The following is a 16096-nucleotide window of genomic DNA, read 5'->3' on the forward strand; positions in this document are numbered from 1 at the left end:
GACCCGGCGGTGTTCGGCGACTCGTCCAGTGTTGGCGGCGGCTTTCAACCACCGCAACGACCCCGGATACGACCCCGCCTCGCACCCGGCCCCGAAGGTCCCGGACGACCTCGACCACCCGGAATGGGTCGTAGCAGGTCAAAACAAATGTCGGCTGGAGTTGTCGGTCCACCGGCTGTCCACTAACCCGCTCAGGAGAGGGCCAAGGGCCTGTGGGAGCCCTCACTCGCAAGGAGCGTCGAATGTGACCCGGGCCTCGAAGGCGGCCCGGCGGGTGGCCCGGCGCAGCGCCTTCAGCAGCGCCGGACCGACGGTCAGGACCAGTACCACGGTGAGCGAGGCCCGGCCCAGGTCCCAGCCGAGCGAGGTGGCCGCGCAGTAGGCGAGGAAGCGGACCAGGTTGTCCACCAGCGGATCGCCCGGGTGGAACGAGATCCCCGAGCCGGACGGGGGCACGATCGTCCAGCCGTACAGGTTCATCACCGTGCCGTACGCGAACGCCGCCACGAACCCGTAGCCCGCGAGCAGCAGCAGCTCGGCGCGCCCGCGCAGCCGGTCCGGGCCCGGCAGCAGGCCCGCGCCCATCGCGAACCAGCCCATCGACAGCATCTGGAACGGCATCCACGGCCCCACCCCGCCGGTGAGCAGCGCGGACGCGAACATCGTCACCGCGCCCAGCACGAAGCCGAACCCCGGCCCGAGTACCCGGCCGCTCAGCACCATCAGGAAGAACATCGGCTCCAGCCCCGCCGTGCCCGCCCCCAGCGGACGCAGGGCGGCACCGACCGCGGCCAGCACCCCCAGCATCGCGACCGCCTTGGCGTCGAGGCCGCCGTCCGCGACCGTCGCGACGACCACCCCGACCAGCAGCGGCAGCAGCGCGGCGAACAGCCACGGCGCGTCCGCGGAGTGCGCCAGGCCGGAGCCGGCATCGGCCAGCAGGGGCCAGCCGAACGCGAACACTCCGATCACACCGATGAGGACGAGCGCGGCGACCGCCCGGGGCCCGAGCCGTACCGCCCGCACCCGCCGCCCACCCGCTTCCGTCCGCGTACCCGCCTTCTTCTCCGTGTCAGTGCCCGTATCCGTGCCCGTACGTCGTCCGCTCATGAACCGGCCCCCAGCGCGGTGCGCACCTGGGCCACGGTGAGCCACTCCTGGGGGGCGAGGATCTTCGCGGTCTGCGGGGCGAACGCCGGGGAGGAGACCACCACCTGCCGGGTCTCCCCGTCCGCGACGACCTCCCCGTCGGCGAGGATCACCACCCGGTGCGCCAGCTCCGCCGCGAGCTCCACGTCGTGCGTGGCCAGGACGATCGCGTGCCCCTCGGCCGCGAGCGCGCGCAGCACCCCGACCAGCCGGGCCTTCGCCGCGTAGTCCAGGCCGCGCGTCGGCTCGTCCAGGAGCAGCAGCGGGGGCCGCGCGGTGAGCACCACGGCCAGGGCGAGCGCGAGGCGTTGCCCCTCGGAGAGATCGCGCGGATGGGTGCCGTCGGGCACCCCGGGCAGCAGCTCGGAGACCAGGGCCCGGCAACTGCCGGGGGCGGCGCCCGCGTCGGTGTCGGCCGCCGCGCACTCGGCGCCGACCGTGTCCGCGTACAGCAGATCGCGCGGCTCCTGCGGTACGAGACCGACCCGGCGCACCATCTCGCGCGGCTGGGTCCGGTGCGGGGCCCGGCCGCCGACCAGGACGGTGCCGGTGGTGGGCTCGACCATGCCGACGAGGGCGCCCAGCAGGGTGGACTTGCCCGCGCCGTTGCGCCCCATCAGGGCGACGGTCTCGCCGGGGGCGACGGTGAGCGTCACCCGGCGCAGCGCCTCGACGCGCCCGCGCCGTACGCCCAGCCGCTCGACCCGCGCCGGGGCGCCGGAGACGGGCTCCGCCCCGGTCACGGCCCGCGCCTCGCGGCCCAGCAGCCGGGCCAGGACACCGCGCCGCGCGGTGGCGGTGGCGGGGACGGGGGGAGCCGGGGTGGCGGGGGCGGCCACCGGGGCCGGGGCGGGCGGCTGGGCGGAGGAGAGCCGTTCGCGCAGGTCGGCCGCCCGGCGCCGGGCGTCACGGACCGAGAGCGGCAATGGCTCCCACCCCGCGAGCCGGCCCAGCGCCACGACCGGCGGATGGACCGGGGAGAGCGCCATGACGTCCGCGGGCGCGCCCATGACCGGCGCGGCACCCGGCGACGGCAGCAGGACGACCCGGTCCGCGTACTGCACCACCCGCTCCAGGCGGTGCTCCGCCATCAGGACCGTGGTGCCCAGGTCGTGCACCAGCCGCTGCAGCACCGCGAGGACCTCCTCGGCCGCCGCCGGGTCCAGCGCGGACGTCGGCTCGTCGAGGACCAGCACCTTGGGGTGCGGGGTGAGGACGGAACCGATCGCGACCCGCTGCTGCTGGCCGCCGGACAGCGTGGCGATCGGCCGGTCGCGCAGCCCGGCCAGACCCAGCAGGTCCAGGGTCTCCTCGACGCGCCGCCGCATCACGTCGGGGGCCAGCCCCAACGACTCCATCCCGTACGCCAGCTCGTCCTCGACCGTGTCGGTGACGAAGTGGGAGAGCGGGTCCTGGCCCACCGTGCCGACCAGATCGGCGAGTTCACGCGGTTTGTGGGTACGGGTGTCGCGCCCGTCGACCGTGACCCGGCCGCTCAGGGTGCCGCCGGTGAAGTGCGGCACCAGCCCGGACACGGCACCCAGCAGGGTCGACTTGCCGACCCCGGACGGACCGACGAGCAGCACCAACTCGCCCTCGGGCACGGTCAGATCGACCCCGGACAGAGTGGGGCGCTCCGCCCCCTCGTACCGCACCGAGACCTGCTCGAACCTGATCACTGGCCCTTCTCCCTGATCACTGGCCCTCCTCGGGCTTCGGCGCGCCCACCGGCGGCGGCACCGGCGCCACCACCGCGGGCAGCAGTCCGATCAGCACCGCCGCGGCCGGCCACAGCGGGAACACCGGCGCGGTCAGCGGGACGACGCCGGGGTGCAGCGCTGCCGCGTCGACACTGCCCGCCCGGATCATCGCCACCGCCACCGCGATCCCCGAGCCCGCGACCAGCCAGGCCCGTACGCCCCACCGGTCGGGCCGGTAGCGGGTACGGACCGAGCGGGCCCCGCCCAGTCGCAGCCCGGCCGCCGCGGCGACCAGTCCGAGGGCCAGCAGCGGCAGCCCGTACACCGCGCCCTGCGCGGCCAGCAGACCGTACGTGCCCGCGCACACCCCGAGCAGCCCGCCGAGGGTGAGGACGTTCGTGGTGCGGCGGACGGCGGGCGGGACCTGGGCGGTGCGCCCGTATCCGCGCGCGTCCATCGACGCCGCCACCGCGATCGAACGCTCCAACGCGCCCTCCAGGACCGGCAGTCCGATCTGGAGGACCGCCTTGACGCCGCCGGTCGGGCGCCCCCGCAGCCGCCGGGCGGTGCGCAGCCGCATCACGTCGGCGACCATGTTCGGGGCGAACGTCATCGCGACGACGACGGCGACCCCCGCCTCGTACAGCGCCCCCGGCAGCGACTTCAGCAGCCGGGCCGGGTTGGCGAGCGAGTTCGCCGCGCCGACGCAGATCAGCAGGGCGGCCAGCTTCGCCCCCTCGTACAGCGCGAAGACCAGTTGCTCGGCGGTGACCCGGCCGCCGATCCTGACCCCCTTCGCCCAGTCCGGCAGCGGTACCTCGGGGAGCGTGAACACGGTGTGCGTGCCCGGGAGCGGCGAGCCGAGGAAGACGGAGAAGACCAGCCGCACACCGACGACGAACAGCCCGATCCTGATGAACGTCCCGTACGAGCGGGCCCACGGCGCGTCCGTGCGGCGCGCCGCGACCACATAACCGGCCACCGCCACCAGCAGCCCCAGCAGCAGCGGGTTGGTGGTCCGGGACGCGGCGGTGGCCAGCCCGAGCGCCCACAGCCACCAGGCCCCGGCGGGCACGGCGTTGCTCCGGGTCGCGGCGGGAGCCAGGGCGTGTTTCGGAAGTCCCGCCTGGTCGGGGGCGGTCATCCGTGCCGGCGGCGGGCCCGCACGACCGCGGCGACACCGAGGAGCAGCACGGCGGCGGCGCCGACGAACACTCCGGCGGACGGGCCGCCACCGGAGCCGTCCGTGGCGTCGGAGGCGGTGCCGGAACCGGCCGGGGACGTGGCACCGGAGGCGGACACGGACGGTGCCCCGCGGCCGTCGTCCGAGACCTGCTCGCCGCAGCCCGAGCGCGGGTAGCCCGAGATGCCGCAGAGCATCGCGTCGCTGCTGTAGCGCAGCGGCTCGGCCACCGAGGCGAGCGCCTCGGCGGAGCTGGCGTCGGGGGCGACCCGCGCGCACGCGGTGCGCGGCGCGGGCGGTGCCTGTCCGGACGGGGCGTCCGCCGCCGTGCCCGCGTCGATGACGAGCGCGATCCGCTTGGTGCCGTCCCGGGCCGGAGTGCCCGCGCAGATCTTCGCGAAGTCGGGGGCGCGGCGCGGCTTCGCGGCGTCCTGGGAGTCCTCGCTCACCGCGAACCGGAAGCCCTGCACCGTGCCGTCGTCCGGCCGGACCAGGGACGGGCCCTGGGTGGCGTACGTCCAGCCGGTGCCGGAGCCCTCCCAGAACGACCAGTACCGGTAGCCCGTCGCATGGGCCGTCCCCGCGCCGAGCACGGCCAGGACGGCGCCCAGCACCATCAGCAGCGCGCCGGCCCTTCCCGCCCGCCTCACGACTGCTGGTTCTTCCGGCGTCCGCTGATCAGGAAGAACGCGACCGCCGAGAGGACGAGGCCGATGCCGACGTACCACCACACGCCCCCGATCACGTCGTCGCCGCTGTGGACCTGGTCCTGCTCCGTGGGCACGTACCCGGTGTCGCCGGCCGGGTCGGGCGTCACCACGGAGGCGGGCGCGGGGCCGTTCGCGTTCAGCCGGGCGACCAGGTCGACGCCGCCGAAGTCCCGGGCGTCGTTGCCGGTGGCGTGCGCGGCCAGGATCAGCTGCGCGTAGGCGGCGGGACCGTTCTGCTCGGCCCAGTCCCGGGCGTTCTTCTTCAGCCAGGCCACGGCTCCGTCCGCCTCGTTCTGGTGACCGGACGCGGACAGTGCGACGACCGCGTCCGCGGTGTTGCCGAAGTCCGGCTGCGGCGTCGTGTCGGCGGCCCCCGGCATCGGCGGCGCGTTCAGTCGGCCGTGCTCGGCGAGGGCGTTCTTGAGGTAGTGGGCGCCGTTCTGCGCGGCCTGCTCGGGGGTGGGGTCGTCCCCGGGGCGGCAGGTGCTGGGCGTCTTGCCCGCGGCGTTGTTCCCCACGGCCAGGGCCTTGCCCATCGTGCCGAGCACGGCGGCCGCGGTGGCGTCCGCGTTCGCGACGAGCTTCCCCTTCTTGTCGGGCTGGTAGGCGAAGGCGCCGCCGTCCTCGCCGCCGCACGGGATCGCGAGGGCGAGCAGCGGGTCGTAGGGGGTCTTGCCGCCGGGCGTCGTGATGTCGGCGATCCGCTGCCCCTGCCGGGCGAGGGCGCCGATCACCAGGGAGGTGGAGTTGGCGTCACTGGGCGCACCGACGGCGTAGCCCCAGCCGCCGTCCTCGTTCTGCACGGACTTCAGCCAGCGCACCGCGTTGTTCACGATCTCGGGGTGGCCGCCCACCTCGGCCAGCGCCTGGGCGGCGGCCGCGGTGGCGTTGGTGTCCAGCACCGTCTTCGTGTCGCACGGCCGGGAGGCGTCGGGCCGGTACGCGGCGTACGCGCCGTTGGCGCACTGCTGGGAGATCAGCCAGTCCACCGACTTCGCGGCCGGGGTGACTCCTTCGAGCTTCTGCGCGAGGAAGGACAGCGACTGCCGCCACACCCCGTCGTAGGTGGGGTCCTTCGTGCCGTACAGCCCGGACGGCAGGGCGGTGGAGGGCGGGGGAGTGGGGGACGGTGCCGCGACGGCGACCGGGGCAGCGGCAGCACAGAGCACGGCTGCGGTGGCGGCGAGCGTTGCGACGCTGCGGCGTACGGTCATGGCGTGCGGGGCCTCTCCTGGTACGGAACCGGGCACAGGCACGCTCAGGTACCGGGCTCGGCCCCGTATACCTCGACGGTGCCGGCCACCGGGGGTCCGGTGGCGCGAGCCGGTCACGACCTCGGACAGGGCATTCCGACTCACCGCCTGCGACGACGGCTCACGGTTGCGCGGTCAGTGCCGGATTCGCACCGGCTTCCCCCTGAACGGGCATGATGACGACCCGCTCACTCTACCGGGCGCCCCCAGAAGGCCTTCTGCCCGTCCCGTGCTCCGTTGCTCACACCACGAGGCCCCTCGCACCACTCCCGTGCCGCCCCTCACCCCACGAGGCCCCTCGCACCACCCCCGTGCCGCGCCTCACACCGCGACGTACCTCACCGGCTCGCTCCCCGCCACCGCCTCCGCGCGCCCCAGCTTCACCAGTCGCCGCAGATGCGCCTCGGCCTCGGAGACGGCGATGTTCCGCGAGCCGTACGGGATCTGCGCCCACGGCCGGTTCCACTCCATCCGCTCGGCCAGCTCCCACGGGGTCAGCGGGACGGCCAGCAGCCCGAGCAGCCCGGCCAGCCGCTCCTCGTGGTGGTCGAGGAGCTCCCGCACCCGGCCCGCCGCGTCGGTGAACGCGTGCTGGTGCGCGGGCAGCACCTCCGCGACCCCGAGCCGCCCGACGCGCTCCAGCGAGGCGAAGTAGTCGCTGAGGGGATCGGTGACCGTGGCGTCGTCCGGGTCCTCGTACAGCCCGATGTGCGGACTGATCCCCGGCAGCAGGTGATCCCCCGAGAAGAGCCGGCCCCGGCCCGGCAGGTTCCCCGGATGCTCCTCCTCCAGATGCAGACAGACGTGCCCCGGCGTGTGGCCGGGCGTCCAGACGGCCCGCAGCCGGCGTCCGGCCAGGTCCAGCAGCTCACCGGGCACGATCTCCCGGTCCGGGAGCGCGGCCCGCAGTCCGGGCAGGGTGCTCCTCGCGCTCCTCTCGGCCGCGGCGGCCCGCAACGGCGCGAGGTGCGTCTCGGGCGCCCCGACCGCGGTGAGCTTGCCCACGAGATACGTCAGCCAGGTGCCGGGTTCCGACTCGCGGGTGCGGCGCACGATCTCGGTGTCCGCCGGGTGCATGGCGATCCAGGCGCCGGAGGCCTCGCGCACCTGCCCGGACAGGCCGTGGTGGTCGGGATGGTGGTGGGTGACGACCACGCCGTGGATCTCGCCGACGTCTGTCCCCACGGCGGTCAGCCCCGCGGTGAGCGTGTCCCACGCCCCGGGGTCGTCCCAGCCGGTGTCGATCAGGACCGGCCCGCGATCGGTGTCCAGGACGTGCACGAGGGTGTGGCCCAGCGGGTTGTCCGGGATCGGCACCTTGACGCTGTGCACGCCCCCGCCGTGGTCGGTCACCTGAGTCATGGGCTTCCCCGTCTCTCCGCGGCCTGGTCGGCGTACCGGACGTACGGCTGTGCGGTGCACCGAGCCCACTGTAACGAGAACCTGTTCCATTGGTAGCCCCGGTCGACCATTCGCTTCGGGTCGGGGTCCGTGCGCGCGTCCGTGGACTCCTGGAACTGGAACTGGTATCAGTTTTGACGGGTAGTCAGCTATCGTACCGGTTCGCGGGAGGCAGCAGCCATGACCGAGCTTGTCGAACACGGAAAACTGTTCATCGGCGGGGAGTTGGTCGATCCGCTGGGCCGGGACGTCATCGAGGTCGTGTCGCCCCACACCGAGCAGGTCATCGGGCGCGTGCCGCACGCCGGCGAGGCGGACGTGGACCGGGCCGTCGCCGCCGCCCGGCGGGCGTTCGACGAGGGGCCGTGGCCGCGGATGACCCTGGACGAGCGGATCGCGGTGGTGACCCGGATCAAGGACGCGTTCGCCGTCCGGTACGAGGAGATCGCCCGGGTCATCAGCGCGCAGAACGGCACCCCGTACACGTCGAGCGTCATGGTGCAGGCGCTCGCCGCGATGATGGTGTGGGACGCGGCGATCGCCGTCGCCCGCACCTTCCCGTACGAGGAGCGGCGGACCGGGGTGCTCGGACCGCTGCTGGTGCGCCGGGAGCCGGTGGGGGTGGTCGCGGCGGTGGTGCCGTGGAACGTCCCGCAGTTCACCGCCGCCGCCAAGCTCGCGCCCGCGCTGCTGGCCGGCTGCTCCGCGGTCCTCAAGGTCTCGCCCGAATCCCCGCTGGACGCCTACCTGTTGGCCGAGATCGCCGCGGATGCCGGGCTCCCGGCGGGGGTGCTGTCGATCCTGCCGGCCGACCGGGAGGTCAGCGAGTACCTGGTCGGGCATCCGGGCGTCGACAAGGTGTCGTTCACCGGGTCCGTCGCCGCCGGGCGCCGGGTGATGGAGGTCGCCTCCCGCAACCTCACCCGCGTCACGTTGGAACTGGGCGGCAAGTCCGCCGCCGTGATCCTCCCGGACGCCGACCTGGACACCGCCGTCGCCGGCATCGTCCCCTTCGCCTGGATGATCAACGGCCAGGCGTGCGTGGCCCAGACCCGCATCCTCGTGCCGCGCTCCCGGTACGAGGAGACGGCCGAGGCGTTCGCCGCCGCGGCGGGTGCGCTGAAGATCGGCGACCCGCTCGACCCGGCCACGGAACTCGGCCCCCTCGTCGCCCGGCGCCAGCAGCAACGGTCGCTCGACTACATCCGGATCGGCCAGGACGAGGGAGCCAAGATCCTCACCGGCGGTGGCCGTCCGGCCTCCCAGGAGCGGGGCTGGTACGTCGAGCCGACCCTCTTCGGCGACGTCGACAACTCCATGCGCATCGCCCGCGAGGAGATCTTCGGCCCCGTCATCTGCCTCCTGCCGTACGGCGACGAGGACGAGGCGGTACGGATCGCCAACGACTCCGATTACGGGCTCAGCGGCAGCGTCTGGACCGCCGACACCGAACGCGGCATCGACATCGCCCGCCGGGTCAGGACGGGCACGTACAGCGTGAACACCTTCAGCCTCGACATGCTCGGCCCGTTCGGCGGCTACAAGAACTCCGGCCTGGGCCGGGAGTTCGGCCCCGAGGGCTACGGCGAGTACTTCGAGCACAAGATGATCCATCTGCCCGCCGGCTACGAGGGCGGTGTGTGATGGGGGACCGCTGGACCGTGGAGGTCGACCGGGGAATCTGCATCGGCTCCGGCATGTGCGTGAACCACGCCCCGAACGGCTTCGCCCTGGACTCCGCCCGCCAGTCCCGCCCCTCGGCCCCCGAGGCCGACGCCGACGAAGGCGTACTGGCCGCCGCCGAGGGCTGCCCGGTCGAGGCGATCACGATCACCCTGACCGCCACGGGGGAGGCGGTGTTCCCACCGGAGGAGTAGGGAGCGGGCAAGGCCCCGCCCGGGGGGCGGAGTGCGGCGAAGACCCCGTTCCGTGTCTTGCGCCGGACCCCGTCGGGCGGGTACGAACGCGGCGGGGGTGCCGGCCGGTGCCTCCGCCGCTCCTACGATTGCCGACCGCTCATGACCGAACCGCCCGCCTCTGCCGCCCCCCATCTGCGCCGTCTGCTCGATCTGCTGGCCGATGACGCCCCCGCCGAGGCGCTGGGGGCCGTCTCCTCGCATGCGCGGGCGGCCGGGGTGCCTCCGGGGGACCTGGCCGAGGTGGAGCGGGCCACCGCCACCGCTCTGCGGATCAGGGGCGCCCTGCGGCAGCACCGGCGCCGCGAACTCCAGCTCACCGCCCTCTTCGACACGGCGGGCGACCTCGCCGCCTCCCGGGACCTGGACGCGGTGCTGAAGGCGATCGTCCGCCGGGCCAGGATGCTGCTCGGCACGGACACCGCGTACCTCACACTCCCCGACGAGGAGGCGGGCGACACCTACATGCGGGTCACCGACGGGTCGGTGTCGATGGTCTTCCAACGGCTGCGGCTGGAACTCGGGCACGGGCTCGGCGGCCTGGTGGCGCAGACCGCGCGACCGTACGCGACCCCCGACTACCGCACCGACGACCGCTTCCACCACACCCCCAACATCAACGCCGGGGTGCTGGACGAGGGGCTCGTCGCCATCCTGGGCGTCCCGCTGCTGCTCGGCTCCAGCCGGGGCGGTACGGGAAAGGTCATCGGCGTCCTCTTCGCCGCCGACCGCGCCGCCCGGGTCTTCAGCCCCGACGAGGTCGCCCTGCTCTGCTCGCTCGCCGCCCACGCCGCGATCGCCATCGACACCGCCCGCGCGCTCGCCGACACCCGGTCCGCGCTGAACGAACTGGCCGTGACCAACGCGGAGTTGGCCGAGGCCAACGCGGCGGTGCGGGAGCACTCGGCGGCCATGCGGCGGGCCGAGGAGTCCCACGACCGGCTGACCGACCTGGTGCTGCGCGGCCGGGAGGTCAAGGACGTCGCGGCGGCGGTCGCGGGGCTGCTGGACTCCCCGCTGACCATCCACGACCCGGGCGGGCGCCTCCTGGCGGCCGTCCGGCCCGACGGCACGGACTTCACCCCCGACGCCATGGACGCCGGATGGCTGGCCGAGACCGCCGGGGAGTCCCGTACCGGCGCACGGGCCGTGCACCGCGACGGCCGGTGGATCTGTGCGGTCCTCGCCGGGCAGGAACTCCTCGCCGGGCTGGTCCTGCACCGGGACGGGCGGCTCGACGACTCCGACCGGCGGCTCTACGAACGGGCCGCCGTGGTCACCGGACTTCTCCTGCTGCTGCGGCGCACCGTCGCCGAGACCGAGAACCGCGTCCGCGGCGAGCTGATCACCGACCTGCTGACGGGTGCGGACCGCGACCCGGAGGGCCTGACCGAACGCGGCCGGCGCCTGGGCGTCGACCTCGACCGCCCGCATCTGCTGCTGGTGGCCGAGGTCGCCGAGGGCGGCGCCCGGGAGCGGCTGGCCCCGGCCGCGGTGCGCTATCTGTTCGGTGGCGACGTCCACGGCGTGTCCGCGGAACACGCCGGGAGCGTGGTGCTGCTGACGGCGGCCGACGACCCGGCGACGGCGGCCGGTGACGCGGCACGCGCCGCGGCGGACCGGCTCGGGCAACTGGCCCAGACCCCCGTCACCGTCGCCGCCGCGGGACCGACCGGCGGGGTCCGGGAACTGGTCCGTGCCCACCAGGAGGCCGCCCGCTGCCTGAGCGCCATGCGGGTCCTGGGGCGTACGGGGGAGGGGGCGTGCGTCGAGGAGCTCGGCTTCCTGGGCGTGGTGCTGGGCAACGCGCAGGACGTCGACGGCTTCGTCTCGGCGACGCTGGGGCCGCTGCTGGAGTACGACGCGCGGCGCGGCACACAGCTGGTGCGCACCCTCGGCGCCTACTTCGGGTCCGGTGGCAGCCTCGTCCGCGCCAAGGACGAACTCCACGTGCACGTCAACACGGTCGTGCAGCGGCTGGACCGGGTGCAGGCGCTGCTGGGGCCGGACTGGAACGAGCCCGGCCGGGCGCTGGAGCTGCAACTCGCCCTGCGACTGCACCTGTTGACGAGCGACCGGAAACGGTGACCGAACCTTCCGGGAGGAGATCCGGGCAGATCCGGGACCCGGACCGCGTCCCGGCTCCGGGCCGGTCGCGCGGCTGCCCGGGTGCGGCCGGGCGCCCGGCGTCCGGGCGGGCGGGGAACGTCAGACCGCCCCGACCGCCTGGATCGTGGCCACGCTCATGCCGAGCACGGCGAAGGCGACGCCGACGCTGCCCATCACGATGCCCGCGACCGCCTGGCCGCGGTTGCCGCCCTCGCCCCGGTCCGCCATGCGCTTGGCCGATACGCCGAGGCACAGCGCGATGATCGGCAGGATGATCGGGACGAGCACCAGGCCGAGGATGCCGAGCACCATCGAGGCCGTCGCCTTGCCACCGGGCAGCGGGGCACCGGCGGGGTACCCGTAACCGGCCGGGGGCTGAGCGCCGTATCCCGGTCCGTTCGGGGCCTGTGTCCCCGTCGCGCCATTCGCGTTGTTCGTCTGGTCGGACATGTCTTCCTCTCCATCGGCGCTGGTCATGCCCATGCTAAGAGGCGATCTGTGGCCCTTTCGGAGAGAAAGGTGAGGGGGATGTGATGAAAACGCTGCGGAGGGGCGGGGGCGTGTGCTATCGCGCATCCGGCGGGCAGGTCACGTCGATCAACCGGCACACCGTCTCGATGTCGATCTTCACCTGGGCGATCGACGCCCGCCCCGACAGCCAGGTGATCAGCGCCGAGTGCCAGGTGTGCTCGATGACCCGGACCGCGGAGAGCTGTTCCGGCGTCGGGTGCTCCAGTCCCATCGCGTCCAGGATGATCGTCGTCGTGATCCGGGAGACGGTGTCCACCTCCGGGCTGACGCTGCGGTCCGCGAAGGTCAGCGCCCGTACCATCGCGTCCGCCAGGTGCGGTTCGCGCTGGAGCGCGCGGAACGCCCGCATCAGGGTGTCGGCGACCCGCTGCGCCGCGTCGTCCCCGGCCGGAGGATGCTTGTGCAGCGTCGTGTGCATGTGCTGGAGCTGGTCCTGCATGGTGGCGACCAGCAGGTGGATCTTGGAGGGGAAGTAGCGGTACAGGGTGCCCAGCGCGACCCCGGCGGCCTCCGCCACCTCGCGCATCTGCACCGCCTCGAAACCGCCCCGCCCGGCGAGCTGGGCGCTGGCGTGCAGGATGCGGCGGCGGCGGGCCTCCTGCCGTTCGGTCAGGGGCGGCGACGCCGGCCTGGCTTCCGCGGTCATGATGTCCCCCATCCATGGCTGCTGTCCGCGATCGGAGGGAGGCGCTCGGTCTCCCGGCGGCGACAGCATGCCAGGGGGCCCGGTGGTGGCGCGAATCACCTGATCCGGCCGTTGCACCGACGCTACCTGCCGGTAGATTCGTAGCTCATTGAACGATCCAGTCTGAAACTTGTTCTAGATTAGCGTGAGCGGTTACGCTCCGGCGAAAACGCAGTGAGAAGGGGGCCGAGTGTGACCGCTGAGGCCATAGAGTCGGGCCCCCGTACGGGCCCGGACACGTCCGGCACCGCCGACGACCGCCCGTTGCGCATCGCACTCCTCACCTACAAGGGCAATCCTTTCTGCGGCGGCCAGGGTGTCTACGTCCGCCACCTCGCCCGCGAGCTCTCCCGCCTCGGCCACAGCGTCGAGGTGATCGGCGCCCAGCCCTACCCGGTGCTCGACGAGGGCGTCCCGCTCACCGAACTGCCGAGCCTGGACCTCTACCGCCAGCCGGACCCGTTCCGCACCCCGAAGCGCGGCGAGTACCGGGACTGGATCGACGTCGCCGAGGTCGCCACCATGTGGACCGGCGGCTTCCCGGAACCGCTCACCTTCAGCCTGCGCGCCCGGCGCCACCTCGCCGCCCGCCGCGGCGAGTTCGACGTCGTCCACGACAACCAGACCCTCGGCTACGGCCTGCTCGCGGACCTCGGCGCCCCGCTCGTCACCACGATCCACCACCCCATCACCGTCGACCGGCAGCTGGAACTGGACGCCGCGGAGACCCGCCGCCGCCGCGCCTCCGTGCGCCGCTGGTACGGCTTCACCCGCATGCAGAAGCGGGTCGCGCGCCGGCTGCCCTCGGTGCTCACCGTCTCCGGCTCCTCCCGGCAGGAGATCGTCGACCACCTCGGGGTGCGCCGGGACCGCATCCACGTCGTCCACATCGGCGCCGACACCGACCTGTGGTCGCCCGACCCCTCGGTCGCCGAGATACCCGGCCGGATCGTCACCACCTCCAGCGCCGACGTCCCGCTGAAGGGCCTCGTCCACCTCGTCGACGCGCTCGCCAAGCTCCGCGCCGACAACCCGCGGGCGCACCTCGTGGTCGTCGGCAAGCGGACCGAGGACGGACCCGTCGCGCAGGCCATCGAACGGCACGGCCTCCAGGACGCCGTCGAGTTCGTCAAGGGCATCAGCGACGCCGAACTCGTCGACCTGGTGCGTGGTGCGCAGATCGCCTGTGTCCCCTCGCTGTACGAGGGCTTCTCGCTGCCCGCCGCCGAGGCCATGGCCACCGGCACGCCCCTCGTCGCCACCACCGGCGGTGCGATCCCCGAGGTCGCCGGACCGGACGGCGAGACCTGCCTCGCCGTTCCGCCCGCCGACTCCGGGGCCCTGGCCGACGCGCTCGGCCGACTGCTCGCCGACCCGGACCTGCGGGCCCGGCTCGGCGCCGCGGGCCGCGAGCGGGTGCTGTCCCGGTTCACCTGGAAGCAGGCCGCCATCGGCACCGCGGCCCTCTACCGCGAGGCGATCGCCGCCCGGTCCGGCGCCGGCCGCCGTCGCTGACCCAGCCGTCCCCGATTCCGCTCCCGCACCCGACCCACTCCGACCGCGAAAGCAGGCACTCGTGCTGACCGTGGACTTCACCCGCTTCCCGCTCGCCGCCGGCGACCGAGTGCTCGATCTGGGCTGCGGCGCCGGACGCCACGCCTTCGAGTGCTACCGGCGCGGCGCCCAGGTCGTGGCCCTCGACCGGAACGGCGAGGAGATCCGCGAGGTCGCCAAGTGGTTCGCCGCGATGAAGGAGGCCGGTGAGGCCCCCGAGGGCGCCACCGCCACCGCGATGGAGGGCGACGCGCTCAACCTGCCGTTCCCCGACGGGTCCTTCGACGTCGTGATCATCTCCGAGGTCATGGAGCACATCCCCGACGACAAGGGCGTGCTCGCCGAGATGGTCCGGGTGCTCAGGCCCGGCGGCCGGATCGCGGTCACCGTGCCGCGCTACGGCCCCGAGAAGGTCTGCTGGACGCTCTCCGACGCGTACCACGAGGTCGAGGGCGGCCACATCCGCATCTACAAGGCCGACGAACTGCTCGCCAAGATGCGCGGCGCCGGTCTCAAGCCGTACGGCACCCACCACGCCCACGCACTGCACTCGCCGTACTGGTGGCTCAAGTGTGCATTCGGCGTGGACAACGAGAAGGCGTTGCCGGTCCGCGCGTACCACAAGCTGCTGGTCTGGGACATCATGAAGAAGCCGATGGCGACCCGGGTCGCCGAGCAGCTCCTCAACCCGGTCGTCGGCAAGAGCTTCGTGGCGTACGCGACCAAGCCGCACCTGCCCGTGGCCGCCGCGGCCGAGGACCTCACCGAGGCCGAGGCGTGACCCTTCCCGAGCAGACAGAACACCTCGTGCTGCCCGGCGTCCTCACCGCCGAGCAGGCCGCCGAGACCGTCTCCGCCCTCCTCGCCGTCCAGCGCGAGGACGGCGCACTGCCCTGGTTCCGGGGCCACCACCTCGACCCGTGGGACCACACCGAGGCCGCCATGGCCCTCGACGCCGCGGGCGAGCACGAGGCCGCGGAACGCGCCTACGACTGGCTGGCCCGGCACCAGAACGAGGACGGCTCCTGGTACGCCGCCTACCACGACGGGGACGCCGGGCAGCCGACCGACCGGGGCCTGGAGACCAACTTCTGCGCGTACGTGGCCGTCGGCGTCTGGCACCACTACCTCGCCACCGGCGACGACGCCTTCGTGGACCGGATGTGGCCGACCGTCTACGCCGCCGTCGAGTTCGTCCTGCGGCTCCAGCAGCCCGGCGGCCAGATCGGCTGGAAGCGCGAGGCCGACGGAACCCCCGTCCACGACGCGCTGCTGACCGGCTGCTCCTCCGTCCACCACGCGCTGCGCTGTGCGCTGGCCATCGCGGAACGGCGCGAAGAGCCGCAGCCCGACTGGGAGCTGGCCGCCGGGGCGCTGGCCCACGCGATCCGCGAACACCCGGAACGCTTCCTGGACAAGAGCCGCTACTCGATGGACTGGTACTACCCGGTCCTCGGCGGCGCGCTCACCGGGACGGCCGCCAAGGACCGGATCGAGGAGGGCTGGGACCGCTTCGTGGTGCCCGGCCTCGGGGTGCGCTGCGTGCTGCCCAACCCGTGGGTGACCGGCGGCGAGAGCTCCGAACTCGCCCTGACGCTCTGGGTGATGGGCGAGTCCGACCGGGCGCTGGAGATCCTCCAGTCCATCCAGCACCTGCGCGCCGAGGGCGGCATGTACTGGACGGGGTACGTCTTCGAGGGCAACCGGGCGATATGGCCCCAGGAGCTCACCACCTGGACCGCCGGTTCGCTGCTGCTCGCGGTGGCCGCGCTCGGCGGCGACGAGGCGACCACCGCGGTCTTCGGCGGCGAACGCCTGCCGCGCGGGCTGGAACCCGACTGCTGCGGATAGGGGCGGACCCGGGCCCCTTGCGGGCAGGGGCGGCCCCGGCCACCCGGACGGCCC

14 protein-coding genes and 1 riboswitch are annotated in these 16096 nt (G+C 73.8%); of the genes, 6 read left to right on the plus strand and 8 right to left on the minus strand.

Translation table 11 applies throughout. The features are described 5' to 3' along the window. Positions 1-222: 222 nt before the first annotated feature. The 6 genes from ACWCXX_RS01530 to ACWCXX_RS01555 form a co-directional block, all read right to left on the minus strand. Positions 223-1110, minus strand: coding sequence for an ECF transporter S component (locus ACWCXX_RS01530; RefSeq protein ID WP_451123106.1), 888 nt, complete (start codon positions 1108-1110; stop codon positions 223-225). After that, positions 1107-2828 carry an ABC transporter ATP-binding protein gene (locus tag ACWCXX_RS01535; RefSeq protein ID WP_451123108.1) on the minus strand — a complete coding sequence of 574 codons (1722 nt, stop codon included), beginning with the start codon at positions 2826-2828 and terminating at the stop codon, positions 1107-1109. Before ACWCXX_RS01535 ends, ACWCXX_RS01530 begins: the two co-directional genes overlap by 4 nt. Positions 2829-2844: 16 nt before the next feature. Then, positions 2845-3993: an energy-coupling factor transporter transmembrane component T gene (locus ACWCXX_RS01540; RefSeq protein WP_451123110.1), complete on the minus strand. Its 1149-nt coding sequence runs from the start codon at positions 3991-3993 to the stop codon at positions 2845-2847. Beyond that, the gene (locus ACWCXX_RS01545) at positions 3990-4649 is read right to left on the minus strand and encodes an SCO2322 family protein (RefSeq protein WP_451123554.1); all 660 of its coding nucleotides are present in this window, start codon (positions 4647-4649) and stop codon (positions 3990-3992) included. Before ACWCXX_RS01545 ends, ACWCXX_RS01540 begins: the two co-directional genes overlap by 4 nt. A 29-nt stretch (positions 4650-4678) precedes the next feature. After that, on the minus strand, positions 4679-5956 hold the full coding sequence (locus ACWCXX_RS01550; RefSeq protein ID WP_451123112.1) for a prenyltransferase/squalene oxidase repeat-containing protein: 1278 nt from the start codon (positions 5954-5956) through the stop codon (positions 4679-4681). 90 nt (positions 5957-6046) lie between these two features. Next, positions 6047-6202: riboswitch (cobalamin riboswitch) on the minus strand. Between the two features lie 114 nt (positions 6203-6316). Further along, positions 6317-7357, minus strand: a complete 1041-nt coding sequence (locus tag ACWCXX_RS01555; protein WP_451123114.1) for an MBL fold metallo-hydrolase — start codon at positions 7355-7357, stop codon at positions 6317-6319. Positions 7358-7576: 219 nt separating this feature from the next. Between ACWCXX_RS01555 and ACWCXX_RS01560 the strand changes: the two genes are divergently transcribed. From ACWCXX_RS01560 to ACWCXX_RS01570, 3 genes are all read left to right on the plus strand, one after another. Continuing rightward, positions 7577-9040, plus strand: a complete 1464-nt coding sequence (locus tag ACWCXX_RS01560) for an aldehyde dehydrogenase (RefSeq protein WP_451123116.1) — start codon at positions 7577-7579, stop codon at positions 9038-9040. Beyond that, complete coding sequence (locus ACWCXX_RS01565) at positions 9040-9273, plus strand: ferredoxin (RefSeq protein WP_451123118.1); 234 nt, start codon at positions 9040-9042, stop codon at positions 9271-9273. Before ACWCXX_RS01560 ends, ACWCXX_RS01565 begins: the two co-directional genes overlap by 1 nt. 141 nt (positions 9274-9414) lie before the next feature. After that, complete coding sequence (locus tag ACWCXX_RS01570; RefSeq protein ID WP_451123120.1) at positions 9415-11400, plus strand: helix-turn-helix domain-containing protein; 1986 nt, start codon at positions 9415-9417, stop codon at positions 11398-11400. 120 nt (positions 11401-11520) lie between these two features. Here ACWCXX_RS01570 and ACWCXX_RS01575 read toward each other — a convergent pair whose 3' ends face one another. Next, a complete protein-coding gene (locus ACWCXX_RS01575) occupies positions 11521-11871 on the minus strand; it encodes a DUF4190 domain-containing protein (protein ID WP_451123122.1) in 351 nt (116 codons plus the stop codon). 115 nt (positions 11872-11986) lie between these two features. Then, a complete protein-coding gene (locus tag ACWCXX_RS01580; protein WP_451123124.1) occupies positions 11987-12598 on the minus strand; it encodes a TetR family transcriptional regulator in 612 nt (203 codons plus the stop codon). A 231-nt stretch (positions 12599-12829) separates the two neighbouring features. Between ACWCXX_RS01580 and ACWCXX_RS01585 the strand changes: the two genes are divergently transcribed. The 3 genes from ACWCXX_RS01585 to ACWCXX_RS01595 all read left to right on the plus strand — a co-directional run bounded on the left by ACWCXX_RS01585 (position 12830) and on the right by ACWCXX_RS01595 (position 16042). After that, positions 12830-14152: a glycosyltransferase family 4 protein gene (locus ACWCXX_RS01585; protein ID WP_451123126.1), complete on the plus strand. Its 1323-nt coding sequence runs from the start codon at positions 12830-12832 to the stop codon at positions 14150-14152. A gap of 61 nt (positions 14153-14213) precedes the next feature. Beyond that, complete coding sequence (locus ACWCXX_RS01590; protein WP_451123128.1) at positions 14214-14972, plus strand: class I SAM-dependent methyltransferase; 759 nt, start codon at positions 14214-14216, stop codon at positions 14970-14972. Continuing rightward, complete coding sequence (locus ACWCXX_RS01595) at positions 14969-16042, plus strand: prenyltransferase/squalene oxidase repeat-containing protein (RefSeq protein ID WP_451123130.1); 1074 nt, start codon at positions 14969-14971, stop codon at positions 16040-16042. The genes ACWCXX_RS01590 and ACWCXX_RS01595 overlap by 4 nt, the downstream gene beginning before the upstream one ends. The last annotated feature ends 54 nt before the right edge of the window (positions 16043-16096 follow it).

It is taken from the genome of Streptomyces sp. NPDC001732, assembly GCF_053596315.1.

Excerpts from the sequence above, each read along its gene's own strand:
- ACWCXX_RS01530 (WP_451123106.1), bottom strand. The coding sequence starts at position 1,110 with ATGAGCGGACGACGTACGGGCACGGATACGGGCACTGACACGGAGAAG.
- ACWCXX_RS01540 (WP_451123110.1), bottom strand. The coding sequence starts at position 3,993 with ATGACCGCCCCCGACCAGGCGGGACTTCCGAAACACGCCCTGGCTCCC.
- ACWCXX_RS01545 (WP_451123554.1), bottom strand. The coding sequence starts at position 4,649 with ATGGTGCTGGGCGCCGTCCTGGCCGTGCTCGGCGCGGGGACGGCCCAT.
- ACWCXX_RS01550 (WP_451123112.1), bottom strand. The coding sequence starts at position 5,956 with ATGACCGTACGCCGCAGCGTCGCAACGCTCGCCGCCACCGCAGCCGTG.
- ACWCXX_RS01555 (WP_451123114.1), bottom strand. The coding sequence starts at position 7,357 with ATGACTCAGGTGACCGACCACGGCGGGGGCGTGCACAGCGTCAAGGTG.
- ACWCXX_RS01560 (WP_451123116.1), top strand. The coding sequence starts at position 7,577 with ATGACCGAGCTTGTCGAACACGGAAAACTGTTCATCGGCGGGGAGTTG.
- ACWCXX_RS01565 (WP_451123118.1), top strand. The coding sequence starts at position 9,040 with ATGGGGGACCGCTGGACCGTGGAGGTCGACCGGGGAATCTGCATCGGC.
- ACWCXX_RS01570 (WP_451123120.1), top strand. The coding sequence starts at position 9,415 with ATGACCGAACCGCCCGCCTCTGCCGCCCCCCATCTGCGCCGTCTGCTC.
- ACWCXX_RS01575 (WP_451123122.1), bottom strand. The coding sequence starts at position 11,871 with ATGTCCGACCAGACGAACAACGCGAATGGCGCGACGGGGACACAGGCC.
- ACWCXX_RS01580 (WP_451123124.1), bottom strand. The coding sequence starts at position 12,598 with ATGACCGCGGAAGCCAGGCCGGCGTCGCCGCCCCTGACCGAACGGCAG.